A 21,160-nucleotide genomic window follows, 5' to 3' on the forward strand; every position below is an offset into this window, starting at 1 on the left:
AATGAAGAAAGCCGGAGGGAAACCGGCTTTCTCTGGGAGTGAAATTCTAAGCTCTTGCTTAGAAAACGGACAAAAAATTTGGATAAGAATCTGACTTATTTACGTACTGAGTCAATAACCTTGATCAATCGTCGAAATGTTTGGTTCAAACAATCTCGACATAGGTCGTACTGAAAGAGATTCGGTGTTTCTTTACCGCATCCTTTACATGTATATTGCTTACTTTGCGCTTGGGTAAGTTCCGCTTCTTCTTCGTTCAAATCCGTCACTGCTAATAATTGCATTTTGCTCCCAGAAAATTCCATTGAATGTCTTTTTATTTACGGAGTGTAAATAAGTCCGAAGATTGATAAGTGTTTTCGGAACTTCTCTCCGTACGTCGAGAGTTACTTTATAAAATCGGCTCACTCTAGAGTCAAAAAAAATTAGGTTGGAAGTTTGTGAAAATGACCGCAATTTTTTTAAAAAAAATTTCTAAGCGCGGTTTTATTTGGAATAGATTTTCAAGTGCGGTTTTTTCAGGTAAAAATAAATTTCCTATCAAGTGCCGAGTTTACGTCAGTCAAATCAAAAAGAAGGTGATCATTTGTTATCTATATCAGGCTTAAATAAGTCTTACACTGTTGCAGACCAAACATTTAACGTACTAAAAGATGTTTCATTCCAGGTAAAGTCCGGTGAGTTCGTTGCTGTTATCGGCCCTTCCGGTTCAGGCAAATCTACATTACTCGCAGTTTCGGCAGGATTAGACAAAGCTGATTCAGGAACAGTGCTTTTAGATGGAATATCTCTATTTGAAAAGACTGAAGATGAATTGGCAAAGATCAGAGGAGAACAAATCGGCTTTGTATTCCAAAATTTTCAACTGATTAAGACGTTAAACGCTTTGGAAAACGTTTCCCTTCCTCTTGCTTTGACGACAAACCTTCCGGAAAAAGTGATACATGAAAAAGCGATGTATTGGTTGGAGAAGGTAGGCATCGCACACAGAGCATACAACTTTCCGAGCCAACTCTCTGGCGGAGAAGAACAAAGAGTAGCGATAGCACGTTCCTTTATACACGAACCTAAACTTCTTTTTGCCGACGAACCTACCGCGAACTTAGATAAGAAGAATGGAGAGAATATCATGTCTCTTCTTAAACAACTCAATAGAGATCGAAAATCCACTTTATTAGTTGTTACTCATGATCCGAAAGTAGCGTCAATGGCGGATAGGATCTTAGAAATGAGAGATGGAGTGATCTTAAACGGAACAAAATCCAAAGTGGGCGTTAAAAAGAAAGTATCTAGGAAGAAAAAATGAATATCAGATTCTTTTTAAGGGTAATGTTCCGGGAGATTTTTTCCAAAAAGACTTCTTCCTTGCAGATCATTCTGGCAATCACGATCGGAACAGGCGCTGTTCTTGCAGTTCACTCATATAGGGACCAATTTACGGCTTCTATCATAAAAGAGGCTAAAAACATTATGGGTTCGGATCTTGTTGTTACGAGCCCTACTCCATTAAATTCCGAACAAACAGCGTTTCTTTTGAAGGAATTGCCAAAAGGAAGCAAATTATCGCAATTAGTGCAGTTCCCTTCCATGATCCGAAACCCTGATTCCCAGGATTCCAGTCTTTCCTTGATCAAGGCAATCCAAGGAGAATATCCGTATTTTGGAGAAATAGAAACGGAACCAAAAGGCCTTTTTCGCAAACTAAAACCAGGAGAAATACTCTTAGAAAGCGGGCTGATCAAAAACTTAAAACTTAAAGTAGGTTCCAAGGTTCAATTAGGAGAAAGTAATTTTGTCCTAAGAGGAAGTATCTTAAAAGAACCGGGAATGGCAGGAAACTTCCTCTCCATGGCTCCAAGCTCCATCATTCGAAAAGAATCTTTGGCCGAAACAGGTCTGGAACAGAGAGGTTCGCGTATAAGTTACCAGGTCCCGATCCTTCTTCCTATCGGAACAGACGCAAACGTATTCAAAAAAAGTAAATTTTCCGAATTCGCCAAGAATGATCTGATCTTATTCGAAAGTACGGAAGCAAATTCAGGATCTCAAAAATTCCTTACAAACACATTGGATTTCTTTTCTTTATTGGCATTATGCGCATTCTTCCTGGGAGGGATCTCCATCCTTCTTACAAGCAGGGCTGTCGTAAGAGCTAAATCGAACACATTCGCGATCTATAAATGTTTAGGGGCCGGACCGAATTTGGTTTTAGGTCTTGTACTTTCGGAACTTTTAATACTATCCACGATAGGAGCCGTATTCGGATTTTTATTCGGAAGCTTTTTACAAACTCAGATCCCGAATATGGCGGATAAGGAATTTCTTTTCGAACCTAAGCTCGTTCCGGATCTAAAAGCGTTTTTCTGGGCATTCGTTTTAGCTTGGGTAGTTCCGTTAGTTTCCGCTTGGGAAAGTCTCTCTGCTACTCGAAATTTAAGTCCGATGTACGCACTTAAATCGGATTTTGCAAATGAACTTTCTTCCGTACCCAAACTAAAATTAAAACAGTCCGTTTCTTTTTTTGCTGTATTCGGATTATTTTTCATACTCGCTTGGTGGGAAACGGGAGACTGGATCAAAGGATTGATCTTATGTGCAACTCTTCTTTTCTTACCCGTGGTTGTTTATCTCGGAATTTTAGGAATTCGTTTTGTGATCCGGTTTTTACTACAAAGATCCGAATTTTCCGCAAGTGTAAGAATGGCATTACGAAAACTAGATAGACCTAGAACGGGACTCTCTTGGGTTTCAGTCGGACTTGGTTCTTCCGTTTTCGTTCTATTGCTCAGTATTTTTTTAAGCGATAGTTTATTGGAATACAGCGGAGCAAAGGACAAGGAAAGAAGACCGAATATGTTCGTGTTGGATATACGACCGGAACAACTGGAAAGTTTCCAACAAACGGCGGAAAAGTATAATGTGGAAAAACTTTTAACTTCACCGGTGATCGGAGCAAGACTCACACGAGTGAACGGTGAACTCGTTAAAAAGGAAGATATGGAACTTTCCGCTCTCAGAAGAGATTGGAGATCCACGGCAAGGACCAGAGAATATTTCTTATCTTATAGAGAAAATGTATATCCGACTGAAAAGGTCACTGACGGAGATTTTTGGAGAAAAGGAGAAGAAGACCAAATCTCCGTCGAAAAAGAATTTTCCAAAAACTTAAAAGTGGACTTAGGAGATAAACTTTCTTTCTCGATTGGCGGGGTAGAAGTCACCGGAACCATCCGGAATTTCAGGACAGTCAACTGGTCGGACATGAGGCCGAACTTCGTAATCCTATTTTCAAAAGGGATCTTGGAAAAAGCTCCTAAATTCTATTTAAGTTCGTTTTTGCTAGAATCTTCGGACTCTAGATATTCTCTCCAAAAAGAATTATCAAATGAATTTCCGAATCTCACCATTGTAGACACGGAAAAGGCGGTCCAATCCTTCTTAGGGATTTTAGAAAAGATGTCCTTTGCCATCCGTTGGATGACCGGGCTTATCGTTTTGTCTTCTCTACTGTTGATACTTTCTTCTTTGGAACTGAGTAGAAAGGAAAGATTGGAAGAAACTTCCCTTCTCAGGATCATCGGCGGGACTAAAACCTTTTTACGAAAATACTTTCTAGCGGAATCATTACTTCTCGCGAATCTTTCTTTCGTATTGGCGTTCGTTTTAGTTTGGGGAGTTTCTTCCTACATGTCGGAAATGATTTTCGAGATACAAGCAAGTGTTCCTTGGTTGGAGATAGGGATCTTTTATGTTTCTCTGAACTTGGCGGTTGTAGGAATGTATTTCGGAACCTTACGGAACGAATGGAAAAGAAGTCCGACTCTATATCTGAAGGAAGTGTAAGTTAGCCGAACCGATGCTGGCAGAATTTAAAAAGAGCGGACGCCCGAATAAATCTGGATGATGAAATGTTATTTTGTGCGAGTCATGCGGGCAAGAAGATCTTCCGGTTTCGGATCGAATTTCGCGGAACAAACCTTATAATTCGAAGCGGTCGGGCAGGCCGCGGTTCCGGTGATCTTACATCCTTTGTTCTCGCAACGTTTCCTTGTATCGAAAGAATCAGATCCGGAAAATCTACAATAATCCCTACAAGCGTCTGAACTATTTACGGAACAAAGATAACAACCGTCAGCGGACAATCCTTTTGTAAAACCAACGTAACCTAAAAAGAATATGATAGAAAGTGAATATAATATCTTTTTCAAATAAAACTCCTTAACCTTAGATCCCGATTGTAAGATATCGCATTGGGAACCTGGCTTTTATTTACTTATGGAGGTGTCCGACTTCTTCTCCACCTTATCTTCTAGAAACTCCGCAAATTCTATCTGACCTTGGATAAAATTCAAATTATAACGGCTTTCGTACAGTAAAAGACTGCTCGCAATAAACAAGAAAATCCCGCCTATCAAAGCTAGTCCTGTGGCTACCCAAGATGCGGAACTAGATATAGCAACTATAATCCCCAAACTCAGACTGGAAGATACAAAAAACAAAGTCGCTGTATAAAGAGCTGCCATAGACCTTTGGATCAAATTCGCTCTTTTCTTTTGAACTTTTAATTGTCTTCTGAGATAGGCAAGTCTCTCTTCCGGAAAAGAAAGTTTTCCGTCCACGACTCCTTCTATCTCGTTTTTCAGTAAATTCACACGATCGAATATTCTACCCAATCGATTTGCGGTAGAAAAGATCAAACTCGCGGTTGCCGAAATCAAAACGGCCGGAGCGATCATACCTGCTAAAATTTCCGTTCCGGTCAAAGCAGAGAGCATAATCCTAGTTCAGCATCGGATCTTTTGTGTGTTCCACAAAATACTTATACAATCCGCCTTTACTCTTTAAGGCTTCTTGCCAAGTTGCTTCCGGATCTTCCGTAAAGATCCACTCTGCATTCGGATCGTGAACAACCCAAGATTTACGCTCCATTTCTCCTTCTAGTTGAGAAGCTCCCCAGCCGGAATATCCTTGGTATACGTTAAACTTCGTTTTATCAGGATGTTCTAATAGTTCCACCAAAGCTTCGAAACTTCTGGCTAAAAACACACCTGGAATAACTTCGATCCCCGGTTGTTTCAACTTAGGATTATCGTGAAGGATAGAGACAAATGTAGGATCCACAGGGCCGCCGGAATAGATCGGATAAGAACCGTCTATGCCCTCCGGGATTCCTTGGATCACATCGCTTAGGGCAACATCCATCTTTTTATTCAACACAAGACCGAACGCACCTGCATGATCATGTTCGACCATGAGGATCACGGTACGATTGAAATAATCCGTTACGATGGATGAATTAGAAATTAATACTTTTCCGCCAAATCCGTTTTCCATACAACCCGATCAGTTTTTATGTATCTCACTCAAAATTTTGTAGGCGATCTCCAAGGTTTGGATATCGGATCTTCCATCCACTAAAGGTTCCGTTTCTTTCAGGATACATTTTACAAAATGTTCATGTTCCTGTTTTAAAGGGTTGTCCTTGTGAACAAAGATCTTTTCTACGATGGATTCTTGGCGATACTTGATCTCTCCGGTCCTGAGTAGAATGTCCGAAGTTGCTTGTCGATGAAGCTCGATCTCTTGATCGCTAAAATCCAATGTTATGTACACGTCTTTTTGTGTGATATTCAGGGTCCGAATTTTTGATTGTGTATTTCTGCTCGCGGAAATATTTGCTATCGCGCCATTCTCAAAATGAAGAATAACGGCAGCAATATCTTCGTGACCGGAAACCACTTTGGTCCCCACTGCACTTAGATATTTGACGGGAGATTTTACTAGATTCAAAACGATATCTATATCATGGATCATCATATCCAGAACTACACCCACATCCTTAATTCTAGGATTAAAAGGGGCTAATCTTCTGGATTCGATTAAGAGAGGTTCGGTTACGATCTTTCCGAGTTCCAAAACGGCTCCGTTAAAACGTTCAACGTGACCTACCTGTAAGACCAGATTGTTTTTAGAAGCAAGTTCCACGAGTTCTTTTGCTTGTTCTAAAGTTTCCGCGATCGGCTTCTCTACCAAAACATGTTTACCAGCAACAAGCGCCTTTTTAGCGATTTCATGATGTAGGAAAGTTGGTACCGCAATGATAACTGAATCAGTATGTTTGATCAGATCGTCTACGGTGGAGAAGGCGGAGGTTTTGTGTTTTTCCGCCATCTGAGACGCTCTTTCGGAATCGGAGTCGTAAATGCCTATCAGCTCCGCATCGCTTAATGTTTTTGCCACGTTTACGTGGTATTGGCCCATATGGCCAGTTCCGATTACTCCGATCTTGACTCTATTAGTCATGAAACTTCCTTTTTATGGATATTACTTATTCGTAAAAATTTTACCCTTAGAACCGGAAACGGATTCTCCGGACTCTCGAGCAAATTCTTCGATCAATTCTCTTTGTCTTCTAGTCAGTTTTTTAGGGATCTCAATGCGAACGATCACATGCTGGTCCCCTTTTCCATATCCGCCTAAATACGGAATACCATGACCTTTCAAGCGAAACACTTGGCCTGACTCGGTTCCTTCCGGAATTTTCATCTTCACCTTTTTGCCGTCTATGGTTGGGACTTCTATGTCCCCGCCTAAGATCGCTTGTGTTAGGCTGATCTTTTTGTTTAAGATCAAGTCGTTCGCTTGGCGTTCGAATAATTCATGTTTTTTAATATGTGTTACCACATATAGATCGCCATGAGGACCACCGTTAGGTCCTGCTTCCCCTTCTCCGGAAACTTTTAGTCTGCTACCGGATTCGATACCGGGTGGGATCTTAATATTGATGGTACGTCTTTTTTCTACCAGACCTTGTCCATGACAGGTCTTGCATGGATTGGAGATGATAGTACCTTTTCCCCGACAAGTACCGCAGGTAGTTGCTACGGAGAAGAATCCCTGAGATCTACGGATCTGCCCTGAGCCTCCGCAGTCCGGACAAGTAGAAGGTGTACTTCCTTTGTTCGCACCGGAACCTCCACAATCTACGCAGGTTTCAAGTCTTGGGATCTCGATCTTATATTCCCTACCTAAGCTTGCGTCTTCGAGAGAAACTTCTAGATTGTAACGAAGATCAGAACCGCGTTGAGGACCGGACCTGCGGGATCCACCGCCCCCGGCTCTTCCTCCTCCGAAGAAGTCGCCGAAAATATCTCCGAAATCACCGAAAATATCGGAGAAGTCGGTATACGCTCCTCCTCCGTATCCGCCTTGGGCGCCTGCACCCACTCCGGCTTTGCCGTATTGGTCGTACATGCGACGTTTATTAGCGTCCCTTAAAACTTCGTAAGCCTCGGTAGCTTCCTTAAATTTCTCTTCAGCAGCTTTATCACCCTGATTTTTGTCAGGGTGATATTTGATAGCTAACTTCCGATACGCGGACTTGATCTCTTCGTCAGTCGCGGATTTGGAAACACCGAGGATATCGTAGTAACTTTTGTCACTCATGTCTTAGTTACTTTTTCTCATCGTCCACTACGGTATAGTCCGCGTCCACGACCTTTTCTCCCTTTGCTTGGGAATTGTCGGCACCTTCGCTTGCTCCGGCACCGTTAGGTCCAGGACCTGCTTCTTGCCCTGGAGCTCCTTGGGAATAAATTTTGGAACCTATTTCCGAAGCTCTTTTCGTGATGGACTCTTTCGCAGCATTGATACGACCGATATCTCCAGATTCGATCGCTTCTCTTGCACGTTTGATCTCGTCATTCGCCAACTGTTTTTCGCTGTCGGAAAGTTTATCCCCGGCATCGGTCACCGCTTTTTCCAAAGAATAAGTGATCGTATCCAACTCGTTCTTAGCTTCCACAAGTTCTCTAGCGGCCTTGTCCGCAGCGGCATGTGCCTCCGCATCTTTTACCATTTTAGAGATCTCATCTTCGCTTAATCCGGAAGAAGATTCGATACGTATCTTCTGCTCTTTACCTGTTCCCAGATCTTTTGCGGAAACATGGACGATACCGTTCGCATCAATATCGAATGTAACTTCGATTTGAGGAACTCCTCTTGGTGCCGGCGCAATCCCGATCAGATCGAATCTTCCGAGTGTACGGTTACCTGCCGCCATATCCCTTTCTCCTTGGAGAACATGGATAGACACTGCATTTTGGTTGTCCGCAGCAGTTGAGAACACCTGGGATTTTTTAGTCGGGATCGTAGTGTTTCTCTCGATCAGCTTAGTCATTACACCACCCAAAGTTTCGATACCGAGTGAAAGGGGAGTAACATCCAAAAGAAGAACATCGGAAACTTCTCCCGCTAAAACTCCTCCTTGGATAGCGGCACCGATTGCTACCACTTCGTCAGGGTTTACGGAACGATTCGGTTCTTTTCCGAAAATTCCTTTTACAAGTTCCTGGACCGCCGGGATACGAGTGGATCCTCCCACTAATATCACTTCGTCGATGTCGGCGGCCTTTAAGCCAGCATCGCGCAGCGCGTTCTCACATGGAATACGAGTTCTTTCCACCAAGTTGCGGGTCAACTGATCGAACTTAGCTCTGGTAAGATTCATATCCAAGTGTTTTGGTCCGCTTGCGTCTGCAGTGATGAACGGAAGATTCACTTGGGTGGACATAGTACCCGAAAGTTCTATCTTCGCCTTTTCCGCTGCTTCCTTCAAACGTTGAACGGTATTTTTATCTTGGGAGATATCTATCCCGTATTGTTTTTTGAATTCTTCGATCATCCATTCCATGATGACCATATCGAAGTCGTCCCCACCTAAGTGAGTGTCACCGTTGGTGGACTTAACTTCGAACACTCCGTCTCCCAATTCTAGGATAGAAATATCGAAGGTCCCTCCTCCTAAGTCGTAGACAGCGATCTTTGCGTTAGTCTTCTTTTTATCGAATCCGTAAGCAAGCGCGGCAGCGGTCGGTTCGTTAATGATCCTTTCCACGTCCAAACCTGCGATCCTACCTGCGTCTTTCGTAGCCTGACGTTGTTCGTCATTAAAATAGGCAGGAACTGTGATCACAGCCTTGGTTACTTTGTGGCCCAGGTAATCTTCCGCAGTTTGTTTCATCTTTTGCAGAACTCTTGCGGAAATCTCCTGAGGAGTAAACTCTCCGGAAGCAGTTTCGAATTTCAGGCCGTCGTTACCGCTGCGGATCACTTTATAAGAAACGTGTTTCATTTCTTGTTCCGCTTCGTTAAATCGGCGCCCGATAAATCTTTTTGCTGAACGTACGGTATTTACTGCGTTAGTAATTGCTTGGTTTTTGGCAAACTGCCCAACCAAAGTTTCTCCCTTAGCGGTAAAAGCCACAATCGACGGAGTGGTTCTCGCTCCTTCGGAGTTTTGGATTACTACCGGATCCCCACCTTCCATTACGGAAACGCAAGAGTTGGTGGTCCCTAAGTCGATCCCGATAATCTTCTCTTTTGACATTTTGGTTTCTCCTTCCGCTTTTTCGGGATTTCCCGCCAGCGGTTATTCAAGATATATTTCGCTCTATTCAAGGCGATATTTCGCCTAACAACCAAAGTATTATACCTTTGGTTTTCCGATCCTCACCCTAGCGGGTCTTAAGGAAAACTTATCTTCATTTTCCTTAATATAAAATCCCGCCTGATAGACTTCTATCACGGTTTCTTCCTTATACTGATCCCCTTCTTCCGAAGACAATGCTTCCATCAAAGTCGGATCGAAAGGTTCTCCCTGAGGATACTGCCTAAACACATTCGACTTTTCCAAAACGGAATAGAATTCCTTCAGGATCATGGCGACCCCGTCCACGAAAGGTTTCACCTCTTCCGTGACGTTTACACCGGAACCTACACGATCCAAATTATCGATAGGATTCAAAAACTCCGTTACCAAAGATTTGACTGCTTCCCTCTTTATATTAGAGAATTCTTGTGCAGATCTTCTCTTATAATTCTGAAACTCGGCTCTTTCCCTGGTCCAGGAATCTTTTAGGGATTCGATCTCCTTTTTCGCAGCCTCTAATTCCTTACGTAAAGTTTCCTCTGCCGTTTCCGGTTTTTTGGAATCCTCCGGATTTTCTCCGGCAGGCGTTGCGACCGCTTCTTCCTGACTCATCTCTTTGTCGTTTCCTTGTATAATATTTTCGGTACGCGTATTTTCGGGCTCCGGTCTCGCGTTATCCGGAGCGGCGTCGGTCCTATTTTGAAAGTTATTACCCTCTCTGGTTTCCACGTCGTTCTCCCTTTATTTACTAATCCGTGTGATCATCTCCGAAACTAATTTCGAGGTAAAATCCACAAGAGGAAGCGCTCTATGATAATCCATCCTTTGAGGACCGATAATTCCCATAGCGCCTATCCTTTTCTCTCCCATTCTATATCCGGACGTAATGATGCTCACCCCGCCCATTCTTCCGTCTCCGTCCTTTCCTATAACGGTATACACTCCGTCGTGTTCGGAATATTCTCCGAACATTCCGGTGAGGAATCTTTTATCATCCAGCAATGAGAGAACCTGGTTGAGTTTTTCCTCTTCATCCTTAAATCTTCCGTATAAATTCTTGAGACCGTCGATATACAAAGACACTTCCGAATTATCGGGTGTCATAGCTGCGGAGATCACTCCGGACACTTTATAAAAATCTAATGGTCCATCCTTTCTCAGCAAAAGGGAAGGGATAACCTTCTCCTGGATCTCGAACATATCGTAACCTTTCGCGTTATCGTTCAGATACTTTGAGATCTGATACAACTCTTCTTGGCTGTAATTTCGATCCAAAAATACGTTTCGGTTCAGGACAGCTCCGGAACGCATTACCATGATCATCAGGACCTCGTCCCCATGCACATGGATCAATTCCACGTGTTTCAGAGTGTCCAAACTTTTAGCCGGTCCTAAAACCACTCCCGCAGAATTGGAAAGACTAGCGAGAACACTTGCAGTCGCCTTCAGGATTTGATCCAGTTTGAACTGCATCTTCAGATATTCTTCCTGGATCCTTTGTTTTTCCTTGATGGTTAACTCATAAAGAACTACCAGCGAATCCACATAGAATCTATAACCGATCTCTGTCGGGATCCTTCCCCCCGAAGTATGCCGAGAAGCGAGATAACCCATCTCTTCCAGTTCCTTTAAAACGGTCCGAATAGAAGCCGGGGACAAACCTATATCATGTTTGTCGAATAATGTTTTAGAGCCAACTGGACGGTTCTCCTGGATAAACTCGTCCACCGTTGCCTTAAGGATCATCCTATGTCTTTGGGATAGTTCCATATCTACTCTTATTGGCACTCTGCAAGTTAGAGTGCCAAATCACCTCTCAAGTTTCCATACGGCTCAAAAAAAAGTCAAGAATTTTGGATTTTAAGCAGTCCCAGAGCTAGTCTGACAGAAAAAATTGGAAAAAATACATCCCATAAGGGATAAAATTAAAAGGCCAAGTGGATGAAACCTTAGTTTCCTTTGAGGTGGCATGAGTAGGAAGAACCAAGCGATTATTTGGTATCGCTCTAGGCTCCGTTCTAAATTTTAGTTTCGGAGCTTGATTCTATAAAATGCAACAATTCGAGAACGTAACAGTAATCAAAAAAGCAAACGTATACTTTGACGGCAAAGTTACCAGCAGAACCGTATTATTCTCCAATGGAGAAAAAAAGACGCTAGGTATCTTGATGCCCGGAGAGTACGAGTTCGGAACAGACGAAAAAGAAATTATGGAAATTTTAGAAGGAGATCTTTTGGTCCAACTGCCGGGAAATACGGATTGGAAGCAGATCAAAGGTGGACAATCTTTCGAGGTTCCTGCAAATTCCAAATTTAAACTAAACGTTAATAAGCTGAGCGATTATTGCTGTTCCTATATTAAATAAATCTATTTGGCCGTTCTCGTCTTATCCGAACGAAAACGGCCTTTTATATCGATTTCAGGTTTGAGCTAAAATCGGAAATTTAAAGCACTTTTCTGGAACCGGAAATTCTCCCTTCACAAACAGAGGTGACTCAAAAGGCGCCTCGAATTTTTCGCAACGAATATCGAATTTTTCCGGAGAAAAACCGAATCGAATCTCGGCGGCCTCAGGTATTCCTAAAGAAGCAAGTAGTTTTTCAAGATCGGGCCTTCTATCGCACAAAACATCATAAATCCATAATGTTTTGTCTTCCCTCCCAATAACTAAGATCGAATTTTCCGAATCGTCGTATAGGAACTGAAAAGATTCTCCCGCTAAAAAATAAAAAAGTAGGATCGAACCGTATCCCATAGCCCCGAAAATTTCCGTTGTAGGCAACGAAAAAGATGAGATCCTTTTCAAGATCTCCACATCTTGTGCAAAATTTGGATTTAGAATTCTGTAATGCTTTTTCTTTCCTTTCCCTAAAATACTTTCAGGATATGCCGCTCTGAACCAAATTTCTTCCACTTTTCGAAATCCGAACTTAGGATAAAAATCGGTAACGGAATCGTTTGCAAAAAGAAATACCAAGCTGTTCGAATACTTTTCCAAAACGGTTCGTATCAGTTTTGCGGACAGACCCTGTTTTCTATAATCGGGGAGAGTTCCTACTGCCCCGAGTTGAATTGCGCTCCTTCTATCTCCTAAAAGAAGAACGTCCATTTCCATTACGGAAACGTTAGATAGGATTTTTCCCTCCGGATCGATCAATGAATTGGGATGGTACTTTTCAGACCAACCTCCTTTTTCGAACCAAGGACGAAAGTCAGCCCCATACAAAGCCTGGGGAGTAAATTCGAAATATTTTTCTCTCAGGTCGGATCTGTCTCTATAACTCGAGACCGTGGATACACCTCTGTTCATAAGTTTTCCTTTTCTTAAAGACAATACATATACCGGCGCAGTTCGATGATTAGAATGCGCATTTTGTGACTTAGATTTGTTTCGGAAAATTTTAGAGGTGGGTTGGAGTCATGGCTGGTCTTAATCTGTATGTACCAAGGTATTTTGTCAACATTTAGCTTCTATTCTACTACTTGACAAATTCGTTTTCCAAGCTACACTTCGTTTAGAGTCTGCTTAATCCGACAGAAATCGGAGCGGAGGAACCAATTTTTGGGGCTAACCGTTCTCACGGGGGAAATCTCTCTTTCCTAGCCCGTCAGCTAACTTCGTAAGCATGGAGAGAAGACCAGGAGTTCCCTCCCAATCTTCCCGGCTCATTCTGACCTCGGGATTTTTTCATCCAACGAAATAGTTCCGGGAAAATTATAACCTAGGAGGCGAAAATGAAAGTCCTAATTTCTTTTGCCAATCCCAAGATGGGAGCAAAACTTTTCGGGCTAACAAGGGCACTATTCTCAAAGTCCCGCGAAAACCTTTCCATAGTAGCGTTACACGTCGTTTCAGTGGAATCTAGATCGGAAGGGTTTCCAATATTAGAAGAAGACGAAATTTTCCAAGCAGTAAGAGAAGAAGCTGCCGGTTCCGAATTCGATTTTGAAACCGTTGGATTTCCTTCCGACTGGGTAGTGCCGGGTATTGTCGAGATCGCAAAAAGTAAACAGATCGATTTACTTCTATTAGGTGCAGCGCGTTCGTTATTCTCCGAAGATCTGCTAGGAGGAAAAGTAGGAGATGTGCTCAGACAATTGTCCGATCTGGATATCGCAGTACTTGCGGATAACGGATTAGTCGCTCCGATCGAGCCGATTATCTATTCTCCAGGTCTGGATTCGGCTCCACTTTTTCCATTCTCCACCGGTCTTTCTGCTTTTATAGAAAAACCGATCCCTGTCCTTTCTGGCGTCAATCAGTCGGAGTTCGGGTTGAACCAATCCAATCAATTTAAACCTTGGATCCCATTTTCTTTGAACGCAGCCGCGGACCAAACCAAAAATTTGGCAATCCTAGATTACGGGACCTATAAATCTTTTCACTCGGCTCTTTTGGATAGAAAAGGACTCTCCTTTCTAATCTTAAGAAAGGGAAATTAAAATAATAGTCTAAGTTTCGGAAAATTATACTCTCCGTATAACAATTTCTTAGCAGCATTATTTGTAATCGCCGCCTTACTGAAAACAGGCGGTCTTTTTTTATAATATTATCTTTTCCTTGCCTAAAAGAACAAAGCGTTAGATCCTTCCCGAAATCGGAAGGCGCACTTGAAATCCAAAATTTTAAATCCTGTTCTAATTCTTTTCATTCTATCCATAATCTCCGCCATATCGATATTTATTTTTGTCGCGACTTATTCTTCCCCTATTAATAGAAGTCAAACGTCCGCAACTAACACTGAAATTGGGGGATTGATCTGGTTGGTAGTTACTATATTAATTTTATATAATGCGGGATTAGCTTCTTTTCGGAACCTATTTTTGGAAAAATTTTCGGAGACCCGAGAAAGTTTAGGAACTGCAAAAGGTTTGTTTTTTAGCGTTGTGAGCCTTATTTTATTTCTAATCGGATCTAAACTTGGTAGTTTATTTAAGGCTGAGATCAGTAGCTCGGAACTTCTCATGATCTTTCCTATCGTCTTTGTAGCGACTTGGGAAAATTTTCTAACCAAAACGATTGCCCTAAAATTCAGATCCGTTTATCTCATCTTAACCGCAGTATTCCAAATTATAGTTTATATAAGTTTCATGCTCTCTTTTCTCACAATAGCCAGTTTGGACGGATTCGACTAAAACCCGGTCTAACGGTGTTTTAGAACGGTTTATCAAATTCGATTTTTGAAAAAAATCGGATCCGGTTTCGGATATCCGTTTTTTTTCCCGTCTTACATGAAATGCCGACCATTCTGGATTTCGTTCATAGCGTTTTTACTCGAGTTTATCCCAAAGATTCCTTCATTTTTAAGGAAGGTGAAGAATCCGACGGAAATATGTATTTCCTTTTCCAAGGACATTTAATGGTCAGCAAGAATCGCCCGGAGGAAGGAGATAAATCCATTAAAGAAGTTTTTCCGGGAGAATTTTTCGGAGAGATCGCTTTGATATCCGGAAGAGCCAGAGCTATGTCCGTCCAAGTTCTTTCTCCTTCCGCAAAAGTTGGGGTCCTGAACAAGGGTGTTTTTGAAAAACTGGAAAAAACAAGTCCTCAATTCCTACTTTTACTTCTTAAAAACACTTTTGAAAAATTGAATCGAGCAGAGATGAAACTAGAATCCCTATACGCGGAAATCCATAAAAAGGAAGAAGAATCCAAAACCGCAGCTGGGCCCATTACGGAGAACCAAGCGGTAATTCCGGAAAATGCCGAAGTTATCGATTCCGGTACCTTCCACGAAACTCCCGCAGAAGCGACAGGAAATAAGGAATGATCAGATGGGAATTAATATTTTAGAATTCATTAATAACGTTTCCGTTAAAACCTATCTAGCCGGAGAAGAAGTTTTTAAAGAAAAAGATCCTTCTAACGGTATGATGTATTTCGTATTCACAGGAGCTTTAGAGATCAGAAAGTCTTATGACGGAGAAGAAAGAGTGATCCGAAATTTGGAACCTGGAGCTTTTTTCGGAGAGATTGCATTGATCAACAATGTACCAAGGGCTGCAACCGCAAGAGTGATCACTGAAAAAGCTAAAATAGGGATCTTGGACCAGGAAATGTTCTATCGGATCGGACAAACGAATCCTAAATTTTTTTCACTGCTTCTCAATACTACGATCCATAGATTGGTTTCCGTAGAAGACGAAATCGCAAAATTAAGTTCAGGACAACCTATCCATCCGATCCGCAACAAGGATTAATTTCCGATCAAGCTACCTTCTTCTTTTCGGAAACTTCCGGAGAAGGAGTTTCCGAAAAATATCTACTTAACAAAAACGTAAATAAGTAACACTTGGAAACTCCGTGTTTTCTTGCATAGTTGCCTAGAAGGTTCCAATCGTCTAGATCCGGCCTAAAATTCAGGCGGTTCCAGTCTTTCTGTTTACCTTCTTCCTTTTTTTGGTACAACATCAAAGTGGAGTCCGGATTTAGTTTTTCTTGAAAATGTAGATCGGGACCGTACAATTCCAATAAATCCTTTAGGCATCTGGCTCCTGACCTAGACCCGCTCCAGTTTTTCAGATAATTTTTAAATAACTTATCCGGCAGGATCAACGTACAGACCGGCATAGATTCTCTGGGAGACTTTGCCTTCCAAGATTTACTTTTGATGGGTTTTGGGTTTAATATTAGTTTGAACTTCATACCCGTCCCGGTCTCTATTCCGGTCCGACGCTTACGTTTTTTTCCGCGTAAATCCGGAAAAATGTTTCCGGGACCCTACTTTCCGACCGGAATCAAATCTAATAAGAAAGGAGGATGGAATGTCGGAACAAAAAGATCTGGAATATGCAATTTTAGGTGGGGGATGTTTTTGGTGCGTCGAAGCGATCTACCAATTGGTAGACGGAGTAGAATCCATTGTCTCCGGCTATGCGGGAGGTCATGATCCTGCGCCCAATTATAGATCCGTTTGCACCGGACTGACGGGACATGCGGAGGTGATCCGAGTCGGATTCGATCCAAATAAGATCTCCTACAAAAACATTTTAGAAATCTTTTGGGAAGCGCATGATCCAACTACTAGGAACAAACAAGGCAACGACGAAGGTCCTCAGTATAGAAGTATCATCTTATACGAAAACCAAACTCAGAAAGAAATTGCGGAAGCTTCCAGAGCGGAAGCAGGTCCTAAGTTTGCTTCCCCTATCGTGACGGAGATTGTTGCATTAGAGAAGTTTTTTCCGGCGGAGAATTACCACCAGAATTACTTCAGACTGAATCCGGGACAGCCATACTGTCATTATGTGATCCGCCCTAAGATAGAGAAATTCCTGAAAAAGAAAACTTCTGCCTGAAACCGTACGAATTATTGGGACAAAACTCGGATATTTTCGGGTTTTATTTTTAACAAAAAACATACCATACTGTATGGTATGAAATTGACAAACTCCGGAAAAAGCTTATCTTTAGGTTGAGAAAAAAGGAGGGAGATATGGACTCCGAAATTTTAATCAGATCAGGCGCCGTATTTAATCTTGGATTTGCGGTATTCCATTTATTCTTTTGGAAATTATTCGAATGGAAGAAGGAATCCAAACGAATGAGCCGAGCCAACTACGCGATTATCCAGATATTCAATCTATGTTTGATCCTAGTATTTATCGCGATGGGCTGGATCTCCTGGTTCCATTCAGGAGAACTTTTAGGTTCTGCATTAGGCAAAACTGTCCTTTTCTTTTTTGGTTTATTTTGGGCGGCAAGATTTCTGGAACAATTCATATTTTTAAGAGTGAATCGAGTTATGGTACATGTATTGTCCGTTTTGTTTTTACTCGGAACATTATTATATTCAGTTCCGTTCTTTAGAGGGATCTAATAATTGAAATCAGGAAAAGAAGATTGGATCAAAGAAGGTCTTAGGATCTTGTATGAATTAGGACCGGAGTCTTTGGTGATCGAAGAACTTTGTAAAGGGCTTTCCAGGACCAAGGGCTCCTTCTATCATCATTTTTCCGGAAGAGAAGATTATTGTTCCCAACTTCTAAATTATTGGAAAAATAAAAACACGTTAGAAGTGATCCGTATTTCTTCTAAAAAAAATAGTTCGGATAATGCTTTGGCGAGACTTACCGTCTTAACTCGCAATCTAGAATCCAATCCAGAAAGAGCGATCCGAGCCTGGTCTTTTAGAGATCCAATCGCAGCAAAAGTCCAGAAAGAAGTAGATGAATGGAGAATCGATTATTTAAAAAAATTATTATCTGAAACCTATTCCGAAAAGATCGCAGAACTCAAAGCGAAAGTGATCCATTCCGTTTTTCTAAGCTACACTTTAGCTTTCTCTTCTATTTCGAAAAAAGATCTGGTGAAAATTTACGAAGATATTGTTCCGGAAACGTATCCGAATACATCCAAAAAAAGATGAGGATTATATCGGCAGGATCACTAAGAAGGCAGTACCTTGGGGAGAGGTTTCGAATCCTATAGATCCCCCATGATTTTCCACGATTCGTTTTGCGATATCCAAGCCTAATCCGGATCCTTCTCCGGGGGCTTTGGTTGTGAAGAACGGTTCAAAAATCCTTTCTTGTATAGCTTCCGGGATCCCAGGTCCATTATCCGAAATCTTAATACAGATATGATCTTTACCTTTCCCGGTGCTTACGTTAATTTTTAGAATTCCTTTGAAGCTCATCGCTTGTGCCGCGTTGTAGATAAGGTTGGTCCAAACATGTAACAGATCATCAGAGTATCCCGGAACAATCGAGGTTCCTGCATCATATTCTTTAATGATCTCAATGCCCGCCTTCAATTGATTTTGATAAATAGTAAGAACGGTATCTATACTTTCCCTGATATTCACAGGAGTTTTAGGTCCACCATTGCTAAAATGGGAAAAGTTTTTAAGCGCATACACGATCTTAGAGGTTCTGTCTACGGACATATCCACTAATTTGGAACTTCTGCTTGCTTGGATCTCATCCAAGGCATATTGGATAATTTGATGGACCTTTTCTCCGATAAATAATTTCGGGAATTCTTCTAGTGCGGCCTCTAATCCTGCTTCTATCAAACCTTCCGCTATATTTCTAGCTTCTGAAATCCCAAGTTCCTTAAGTCGAGATTCTAAAATTTTTGTTTTGGCTCTCACTTCTTTTGGTGGAATAATTTCTTGGTAGGCTCTTCCTTTTTTTAATAAAGATTGGAATTCCAATTTGGCTTCGTTATCAAGATTTTCCGAAACTGAAGCAGCTTCCTGCATTCTATCCAATACACGATCAAAATGGCTTTTGACGGACTCGTTCGCCGCTCGGATCACTCCGATGGGATTATTGATCTCATGTGCAATCCCGGCGACCAATTGACCTAAGGAAGCCATTTTCTCGGAAAGTATCAATTGATTTTGAGTTTTTTGAAGATACTCAAGTGTGGACTCTAATTCCGTTTTTTGTCTTGCAATCAATTCGTTCTGAGCGGAGATCTCATTGTTCAAAATCCTTAATTCTTCAGCCTCTTTTTTGGAAGAAATATCCTTTACCATATTGATCATACGGGCTTCTCCGTCGATCACTGCGAATCTTGTGGAAAATTCAACTTGGATCATACGTCCATCTTTGGCTCGGAATATTACTTCTTCGTTATGTAAGAATCCGTCCCGTTTGATCTTTTCCTTAAAGTATTCCCTTTCAGCGGAATTTAACCAGATACCAAGCTCCACGCTAGTGCGACCGATTACATCGTCTCTTGTATAACCGAATAATTCGGTAAATCCGTCATTGATATCCACATATTTTCCATCTTCGAAATTGGAAATGGATGTAGCATAAGGGCTTAATTTGAAAACTTTGGAAAATAATTCCTGGCTCGCTTTAATCTCTTCACCGGCGATATGTTTTTCGGTAATATCCTGGCCGGTCCCATAACCCATTATGGAATCTTTATATTTCCCCTTTGCTAAAATATATCTGGTTCTCCCGTCGTCACCCTTGGCCTTAAAAATAAATTCAACGGAGAAAGAAGGATCATTGAAATTTTTTGCTCCTTCGGAAAGTGTAAAAATAATTTTTTCCTTATCCTCCGTTTCTACGTATTTTTCCAAAAATTGATCCATAAGCATCGTTATGGCTCCTTTGGCGGTTTTATCCCCCAACATGATACGATATTCTTTTGATAAGGTCACTTCCTTAGTTTCCAAATTTATCGTAATTCCGCCTAACTTAGCATCGATCTGTGCCCTGGATAATTCTTCTCGTATTTTAGATAATCCCGATAGTCCGAATTTCATCAGGATCCAGGCCATAAACAAACCTACTGAATTTCCAATGAAGACGGACCATTCTCCCACCGGATAATTTGGCGCAGGTATCATCCCTTTGGATTTTAAATAGATGCTTACAAGTCCGGTAAAGAAGGACAATAATGTATAAAATAAAGCCCCAGCTTTCCCCAGGATCAAAGAAGCGAGAACAATTATGATCATAAACTGAGAGAAAGATATGGCATAAACTCCGCCTTCTCTCAATGACACGATACAAAGGGCAAGCCATTCTAAAAAGATCATGAGATGGGCGCCTAGTTTTACCTTCCCCGATTTGGCAAGAAGGTGGCACAGGATCACCGCAGTAGGAATGATATAAAAGGAATAATAAACATTCTTAGGTTTTTCAGAAATGAGCGGATGAATGATACGATAGAGGACCGCAACGGTAAAGGTGACATACATCAGACCATAAAGAAGTTTTATCGAAACCTCTTTTTCGGCGTCTGCTGACAGTGGAGGATAAATTAATCTTTTAAGACGTCGCAGAATCATTCTTAATGCCGTTGACTTGCCAATTTAGAATTTCTTGCACAAGATTGAAAAGCGGGATTTAATGATCCTTATAAAATTCAAGTAAGATCAGAACATTCCATTAATCCGAAAGATCTAAATTTTTAGTCGATCTGTCTCTTATGTATCGGTTTTGAAGGGATCTTTTTTTATCCGTATAAACAGATCTTGTAAAAAAATTTTTGCAAACCGGGTGACATGGTATAAATGAGAATCATGAATTTCCTGAAAAATCTATTTCCTTCTCCTTTTAAGATCCACAGACTCGTGGAAGTTCTAAGCATACTTTTATTTTTAGTTTTTTTAGGAATGTGCCTGTATCAGTTTGCAAAGATGTCCTTGCCGATTTTGCAGGATTCTCCGCGGATCTTCTTTTCCAAACTTTTAGCTCTCTTATTCTTAGCTTATATTGCTGCTGATTTTCTTTCAGGCCTCGTTCATTTTTTAGGAGATAGTTTCGGGAACGAATTCACTCCTTATATCGGTCCAGCTTTCATTTTTCCTTTTAGGGACCATCATGTAGACCCGAAAGGGATCACAAGACATGATTTCGTAGAAACGAACGGAAATAATTGTCTAGTTTCTCTTCCGATCCTTCTGTATTGTTTTTTTGCTCCTTTAAAAAGCGGGGATTTTCCTTGGATGAGAACATTTTGGACCTTAGTTCTAGTCGGGATCTTTTTCACGAACCAGATCCATAAATGGGCCCACCAAGATGAGCCCAATACGTTCATTAGATACATGCAAAAAAAACATTGGATACTTTCTCCTGAACACCATAAAATACATCATACCGCTCCATACGATACGTATTTTTGTATTACCACCGGTTGGTGGAATCCGTTACTGCACAAGATACGATTTTTTCCGGCAGTGAAGAAGTCTGTGAATTCCTTTCTAGATCTTCTACACATCCGATAATACGAACATCGTTCTTTACTTCGATTTTGATTT

General features: G+C 41.4%; 23 protein-coding genes and 1 riboswitch. Of the genes, 11 read left to right on the forward strand and 12 right to left on the reverse strand.

Going from position 1 to position 21,160, the window contains the following annotated elements:
* Positions 1 to 95 precede the first annotated feature (95 nt).
* Positions 96 to 284 (reverse strand): hypothetical protein, encoded by a 189-nt coding sequence (locus tag AB3N61_RS15660; RefSeq protein WP_033271995.1) that lies wholly within the window; start codon positions 282 to 284, stop codon positions 96 to 98.
* Between the two features lie 302 nt (positions 285 to 586).
* On the opposite strand from AB3N61_RS15660, the gene AB3N61_RS15665 reads away from it, so the two are divergent.
* Together AB3N61_RS15665 and AB3N61_RS15670 are read left to right on the forward strand one after the other, a co-directional pair.
* A complete protein-coding gene (locus tag AB3N61_RS15665; RefSeq protein ID WP_020769294.1) occupies positions 587 to 1,306 on the forward strand; it encodes an ABC transporter ATP-binding protein in 720 nt (239 codons plus the stop codon).
* Positions 1,303 to 3,843: an ABC transporter permease gene (locus AB3N61_RS15670; protein ID WP_412758377.1), complete on the forward strand. Its 2,541-nt coding sequence runs from the start codon at positions 1,303 to 1,305 to the stop codon at positions 3,841 to 3,843. Before AB3N61_RS15665 ends, AB3N61_RS15670 begins: the two co-directional genes overlap by 4 nt.
* Positions 3,844 to 3,911: 68 nt before the next feature.
* On the opposite strand, the gene AB3N61_RS15675 is transcribed toward AB3N61_RS15670, so the two are convergent.
* The 8 genes from AB3N61_RS15675 to hrcA form a co-directional block, all read right to left on the reverse strand.
* Positions 3,912 to 4,208, reverse strand: coding sequence for a hypothetical protein (locus tag AB3N61_RS15675; protein ID WP_367898045.1), 297 nt, complete (start codon positions 4,206 to 4,208; stop codon positions 3,912 to 3,914).
* A gap of 57 nt (positions 4,209 to 4,265) precedes the next feature.
* Positions 4,266 to 4,775, reverse strand: coding sequence for a DUF2721 domain-containing protein (locus tag AB3N61_RS15680; protein ID WP_367898046.1), 510 nt, complete (start codon positions 4,773 to 4,775; stop codon positions 4,266 to 4,268).
* 4 nt (positions 4,776 to 4,779) lie between these two features.
* The gene (locus AB3N61_RS15685; protein WP_020769251.1) at positions 4,780 to 5,334 is read right to left on the reverse strand and encodes a YqgE/AlgH family protein; all 555 of its coding nucleotides are present in this window, start codon (positions 5,332 to 5,334) and stop codon (positions 4,780 to 4,782) included.
* A gap of 9 nt (positions 5,335 to 5,343) precedes the next feature.
* A complete protein-coding gene (locus tag AB3N61_RS15690) occupies positions 5,344 to 6,303 on the reverse strand; it encodes a Gfo/Idh/MocA family protein (RefSeq protein WP_036089227.1) in 960 nt (319 codons plus the stop codon).
* Between the two features lie 21 nt (positions 6,304 to 6,324).
* On the reverse strand, positions 6,325 to 7,446 hold the full coding sequence (dnaJ, locus tag AB3N61_RS15695) for a molecular chaperone DnaJ (RefSeq protein WP_020768993.1): 1,122 nt from the start codon (positions 7,444 to 7,446) through the stop codon (positions 6,325 to 6,327).
* Between the two features lie 7 nt (positions 7,447 to 7,453).
* On the reverse strand, positions 7,454 to 9,388 hold the full coding sequence (gene dnaK, locus AB3N61_RS15700; protein ID WP_020769113.1) for a molecular chaperone DnaK: 1,935 nt from the start codon (positions 9,386 to 9,388) through the stop codon (positions 7,454 to 7,456).
* 99 nt (positions 9,389 to 9,487) lie between these two features.
* Positions 9,488 to 10,159 (reverse strand): nucleotide exchange factor GrpE, encoded by a 672-nt coding sequence (grpE, locus tag AB3N61_RS15705; protein ID WP_020769206.1) that lies wholly within the window; start codon positions 10,157 to 10,159, stop codon positions 9,488 to 9,490.
* 12 nt (positions 10,160 to 10,171) lie between these two features.
* On the reverse strand, positions 10,172 to 11,200 hold the full coding sequence (gene hrcA / locus AB3N61_RS15710) for a heat-inducible transcriptional repressor HrcA (protein ID WP_020769009.1): 1,029 nt from the start codon (positions 11,198 to 11,200) through the stop codon (positions 10,172 to 10,174).
* A 281-nt stretch (positions 11,201 to 11,481) separates the two neighbouring features.
* Between hrcA and AB3N61_RS15715 the strand changes: the two genes are divergently transcribed.
* Positions 11,482 to 11,796 carry a pyrimidine/purine nucleoside phosphorylase gene (locus AB3N61_RS15715; protein WP_367898047.1) on the forward strand — a complete coding sequence of 105 codons (315 nt, stop codon included), beginning with the start codon at positions 11,482 to 11,484 and terminating at the stop codon, positions 11,794 to 11,796.
* Positions 11,797 to 11,850: 54 nt separating this feature from the next.
* Here AB3N61_RS15715 and AB3N61_RS15720 read toward each other — a convergent pair whose 3' ends face one another.
* Entirely contained in the window at positions 11,851 to 12,741 is an 891-nt protein-coding gene (locus AB3N61_RS15720) for a GNAT family N-acetyltransferase (protein WP_367898048.1), read from the reverse strand.
* Between the two features lie 203 nt (positions 12,742 to 12,944).
* Positions 12,945 to 13,072: riboswitch (cyclic di-AMP (ydaO/yuaA leader) on the forward strand.
* A 94-nt stretch (positions 13,073 to 13,166) separates the two neighbouring features.
* Between AB3N61_RS15720 and AB3N61_RS15725 the strand changes: the two genes are divergently transcribed.
* The 4 genes from AB3N61_RS15725 to AB3N61_RS15740 all read left to right on the forward strand — a co-directional run bounded on the left by AB3N61_RS15725 (position 13,167) and on the right by AB3N61_RS15740 (position 15,632).
* Entirely contained in the window at positions 13,167 to 13,874 is a 708-nt protein-coding gene (locus AB3N61_RS15725) for a universal stress protein (RefSeq protein WP_020769286.1), read from the forward strand.
* A 312-nt stretch (positions 13,875 to 14,186) separates the two neighbouring features.
* The gene (locus AB3N61_RS15730) at positions 14,187 to 14,567 is read left to right on the forward strand and encodes a hypothetical protein (protein WP_367898049.1); all 381 of its coding nucleotides are present in this window, start codon (positions 14,187 to 14,189) and stop codon (positions 14,565 to 14,567) included.
* A gap of 101 nt (positions 14,568 to 14,668) precedes the next feature.
* Positions 14,669 to 15,202 carry a Crp/Fnr family transcriptional regulator gene (locus tag AB3N61_RS15735; RefSeq protein ID WP_020769184.1) on the forward strand — a complete coding sequence of 178 codons (534 nt, stop codon included), beginning with the start codon at positions 14,669 to 14,671 and terminating at the stop codon, positions 15,200 to 15,202.
* A 4-nt stretch (positions 15,203 to 15,206) separates the two neighbouring features.
* Complete coding sequence (locus AB3N61_RS15740) at positions 15,207 to 15,632, forward strand: cyclic nucleotide-binding domain-containing protein (protein ID WP_367898050.1); 426 nt, start codon at positions 15,207 to 15,209, stop codon at positions 15,630 to 15,632.
* A gap of 7 nt (positions 15,633 to 15,639) precedes the next feature.
* Here AB3N61_RS15740 and AB3N61_RS15745 read toward each other — a convergent pair whose 3' ends face one another.
* The gene (locus tag AB3N61_RS15745) at positions 15,640 to 16,077 is read right to left on the reverse strand and encodes a DUF1564 family protein (RefSeq protein WP_020769349.1); all 438 of its coding nucleotides are present in this window, start codon (positions 16,075 to 16,077) and stop codon (positions 15,640 to 15,642) included.
* A gap of 119 nt (positions 16,078 to 16,196) precedes the next feature.
* Between AB3N61_RS15745 and msrA the strand changes: the two genes are divergently transcribed.
* The 3 genes from msrA to AB3N61_RS15760 all read left to right on the forward strand — a co-directional run bounded on the left by msrA (position 16,197) and on the right by AB3N61_RS15760 (position 17,800).
* Positions 16,197 to 16,730, forward strand: coding sequence for a peptide-methionine (S)-S-oxide reductase MsrA (gene msrA / locus AB3N61_RS15750; protein ID WP_020769121.1), 534 nt, complete (start codon positions 16,197 to 16,199; stop codon positions 16,728 to 16,730).
* Positions 16,731 to 16,867: 137 nt separating this feature from the next.
* The gene (locus AB3N61_RS15755) at positions 16,868 to 17,251 is read left to right on the forward strand and encodes a hypothetical protein (RefSeq protein WP_367898051.1); all 384 of its coding nucleotides are present in this window, start codon (positions 16,868 to 16,870) and stop codon (positions 17,249 to 17,251) included.
* Between the two features lie 3 nt (positions 17,252 to 17,254).
* Positions 17,255 to 17,800: a TetR/AcrR family transcriptional regulator gene (locus tag AB3N61_RS15760; protein ID WP_020769320.1), complete on the forward strand. Its 546-nt coding sequence runs from the start codon at positions 17,255 to 17,257 to the stop codon at positions 17,798 to 17,800.
* 3 nt (positions 17,801 to 17,803) lie between these two features.
* On the opposite strand, the gene AB3N61_RS15765 is transcribed toward AB3N61_RS15760, so the two are convergent.
* Complete coding sequence (locus AB3N61_RS15765) at positions 17,804 to 20,188, reverse strand: ATP-binding protein (RefSeq protein ID WP_367898052.1); 2,385 nt, start codon at positions 20,186 to 20,188, stop codon at positions 17,804 to 17,806.
* Positions 20,189 to 20,413: 225 nt separating this feature from the next.
* Between AB3N61_RS15765 and AB3N61_RS15770 the strand changes: the two genes are divergently transcribed.
* Entirely contained in the window at positions 20,414 to 21,127 is a 714-nt protein-coding gene (locus tag AB3N61_RS15770; protein WP_367898053.1) for a fatty acid desaturase CarF family protein, read from the forward strand.
* Positions 21,128 to 21,160 lie beyond the last annotated feature (33 nt).

This window comes from Leptospira sp. WS58.C1 (assembly GCF_040833995.1).
GTDB lineage: Bacteria > Spirochaetota > Leptospiria > Leptospirales > Leptospiraceae > Leptospira_B > Leptospira_B cinconiae.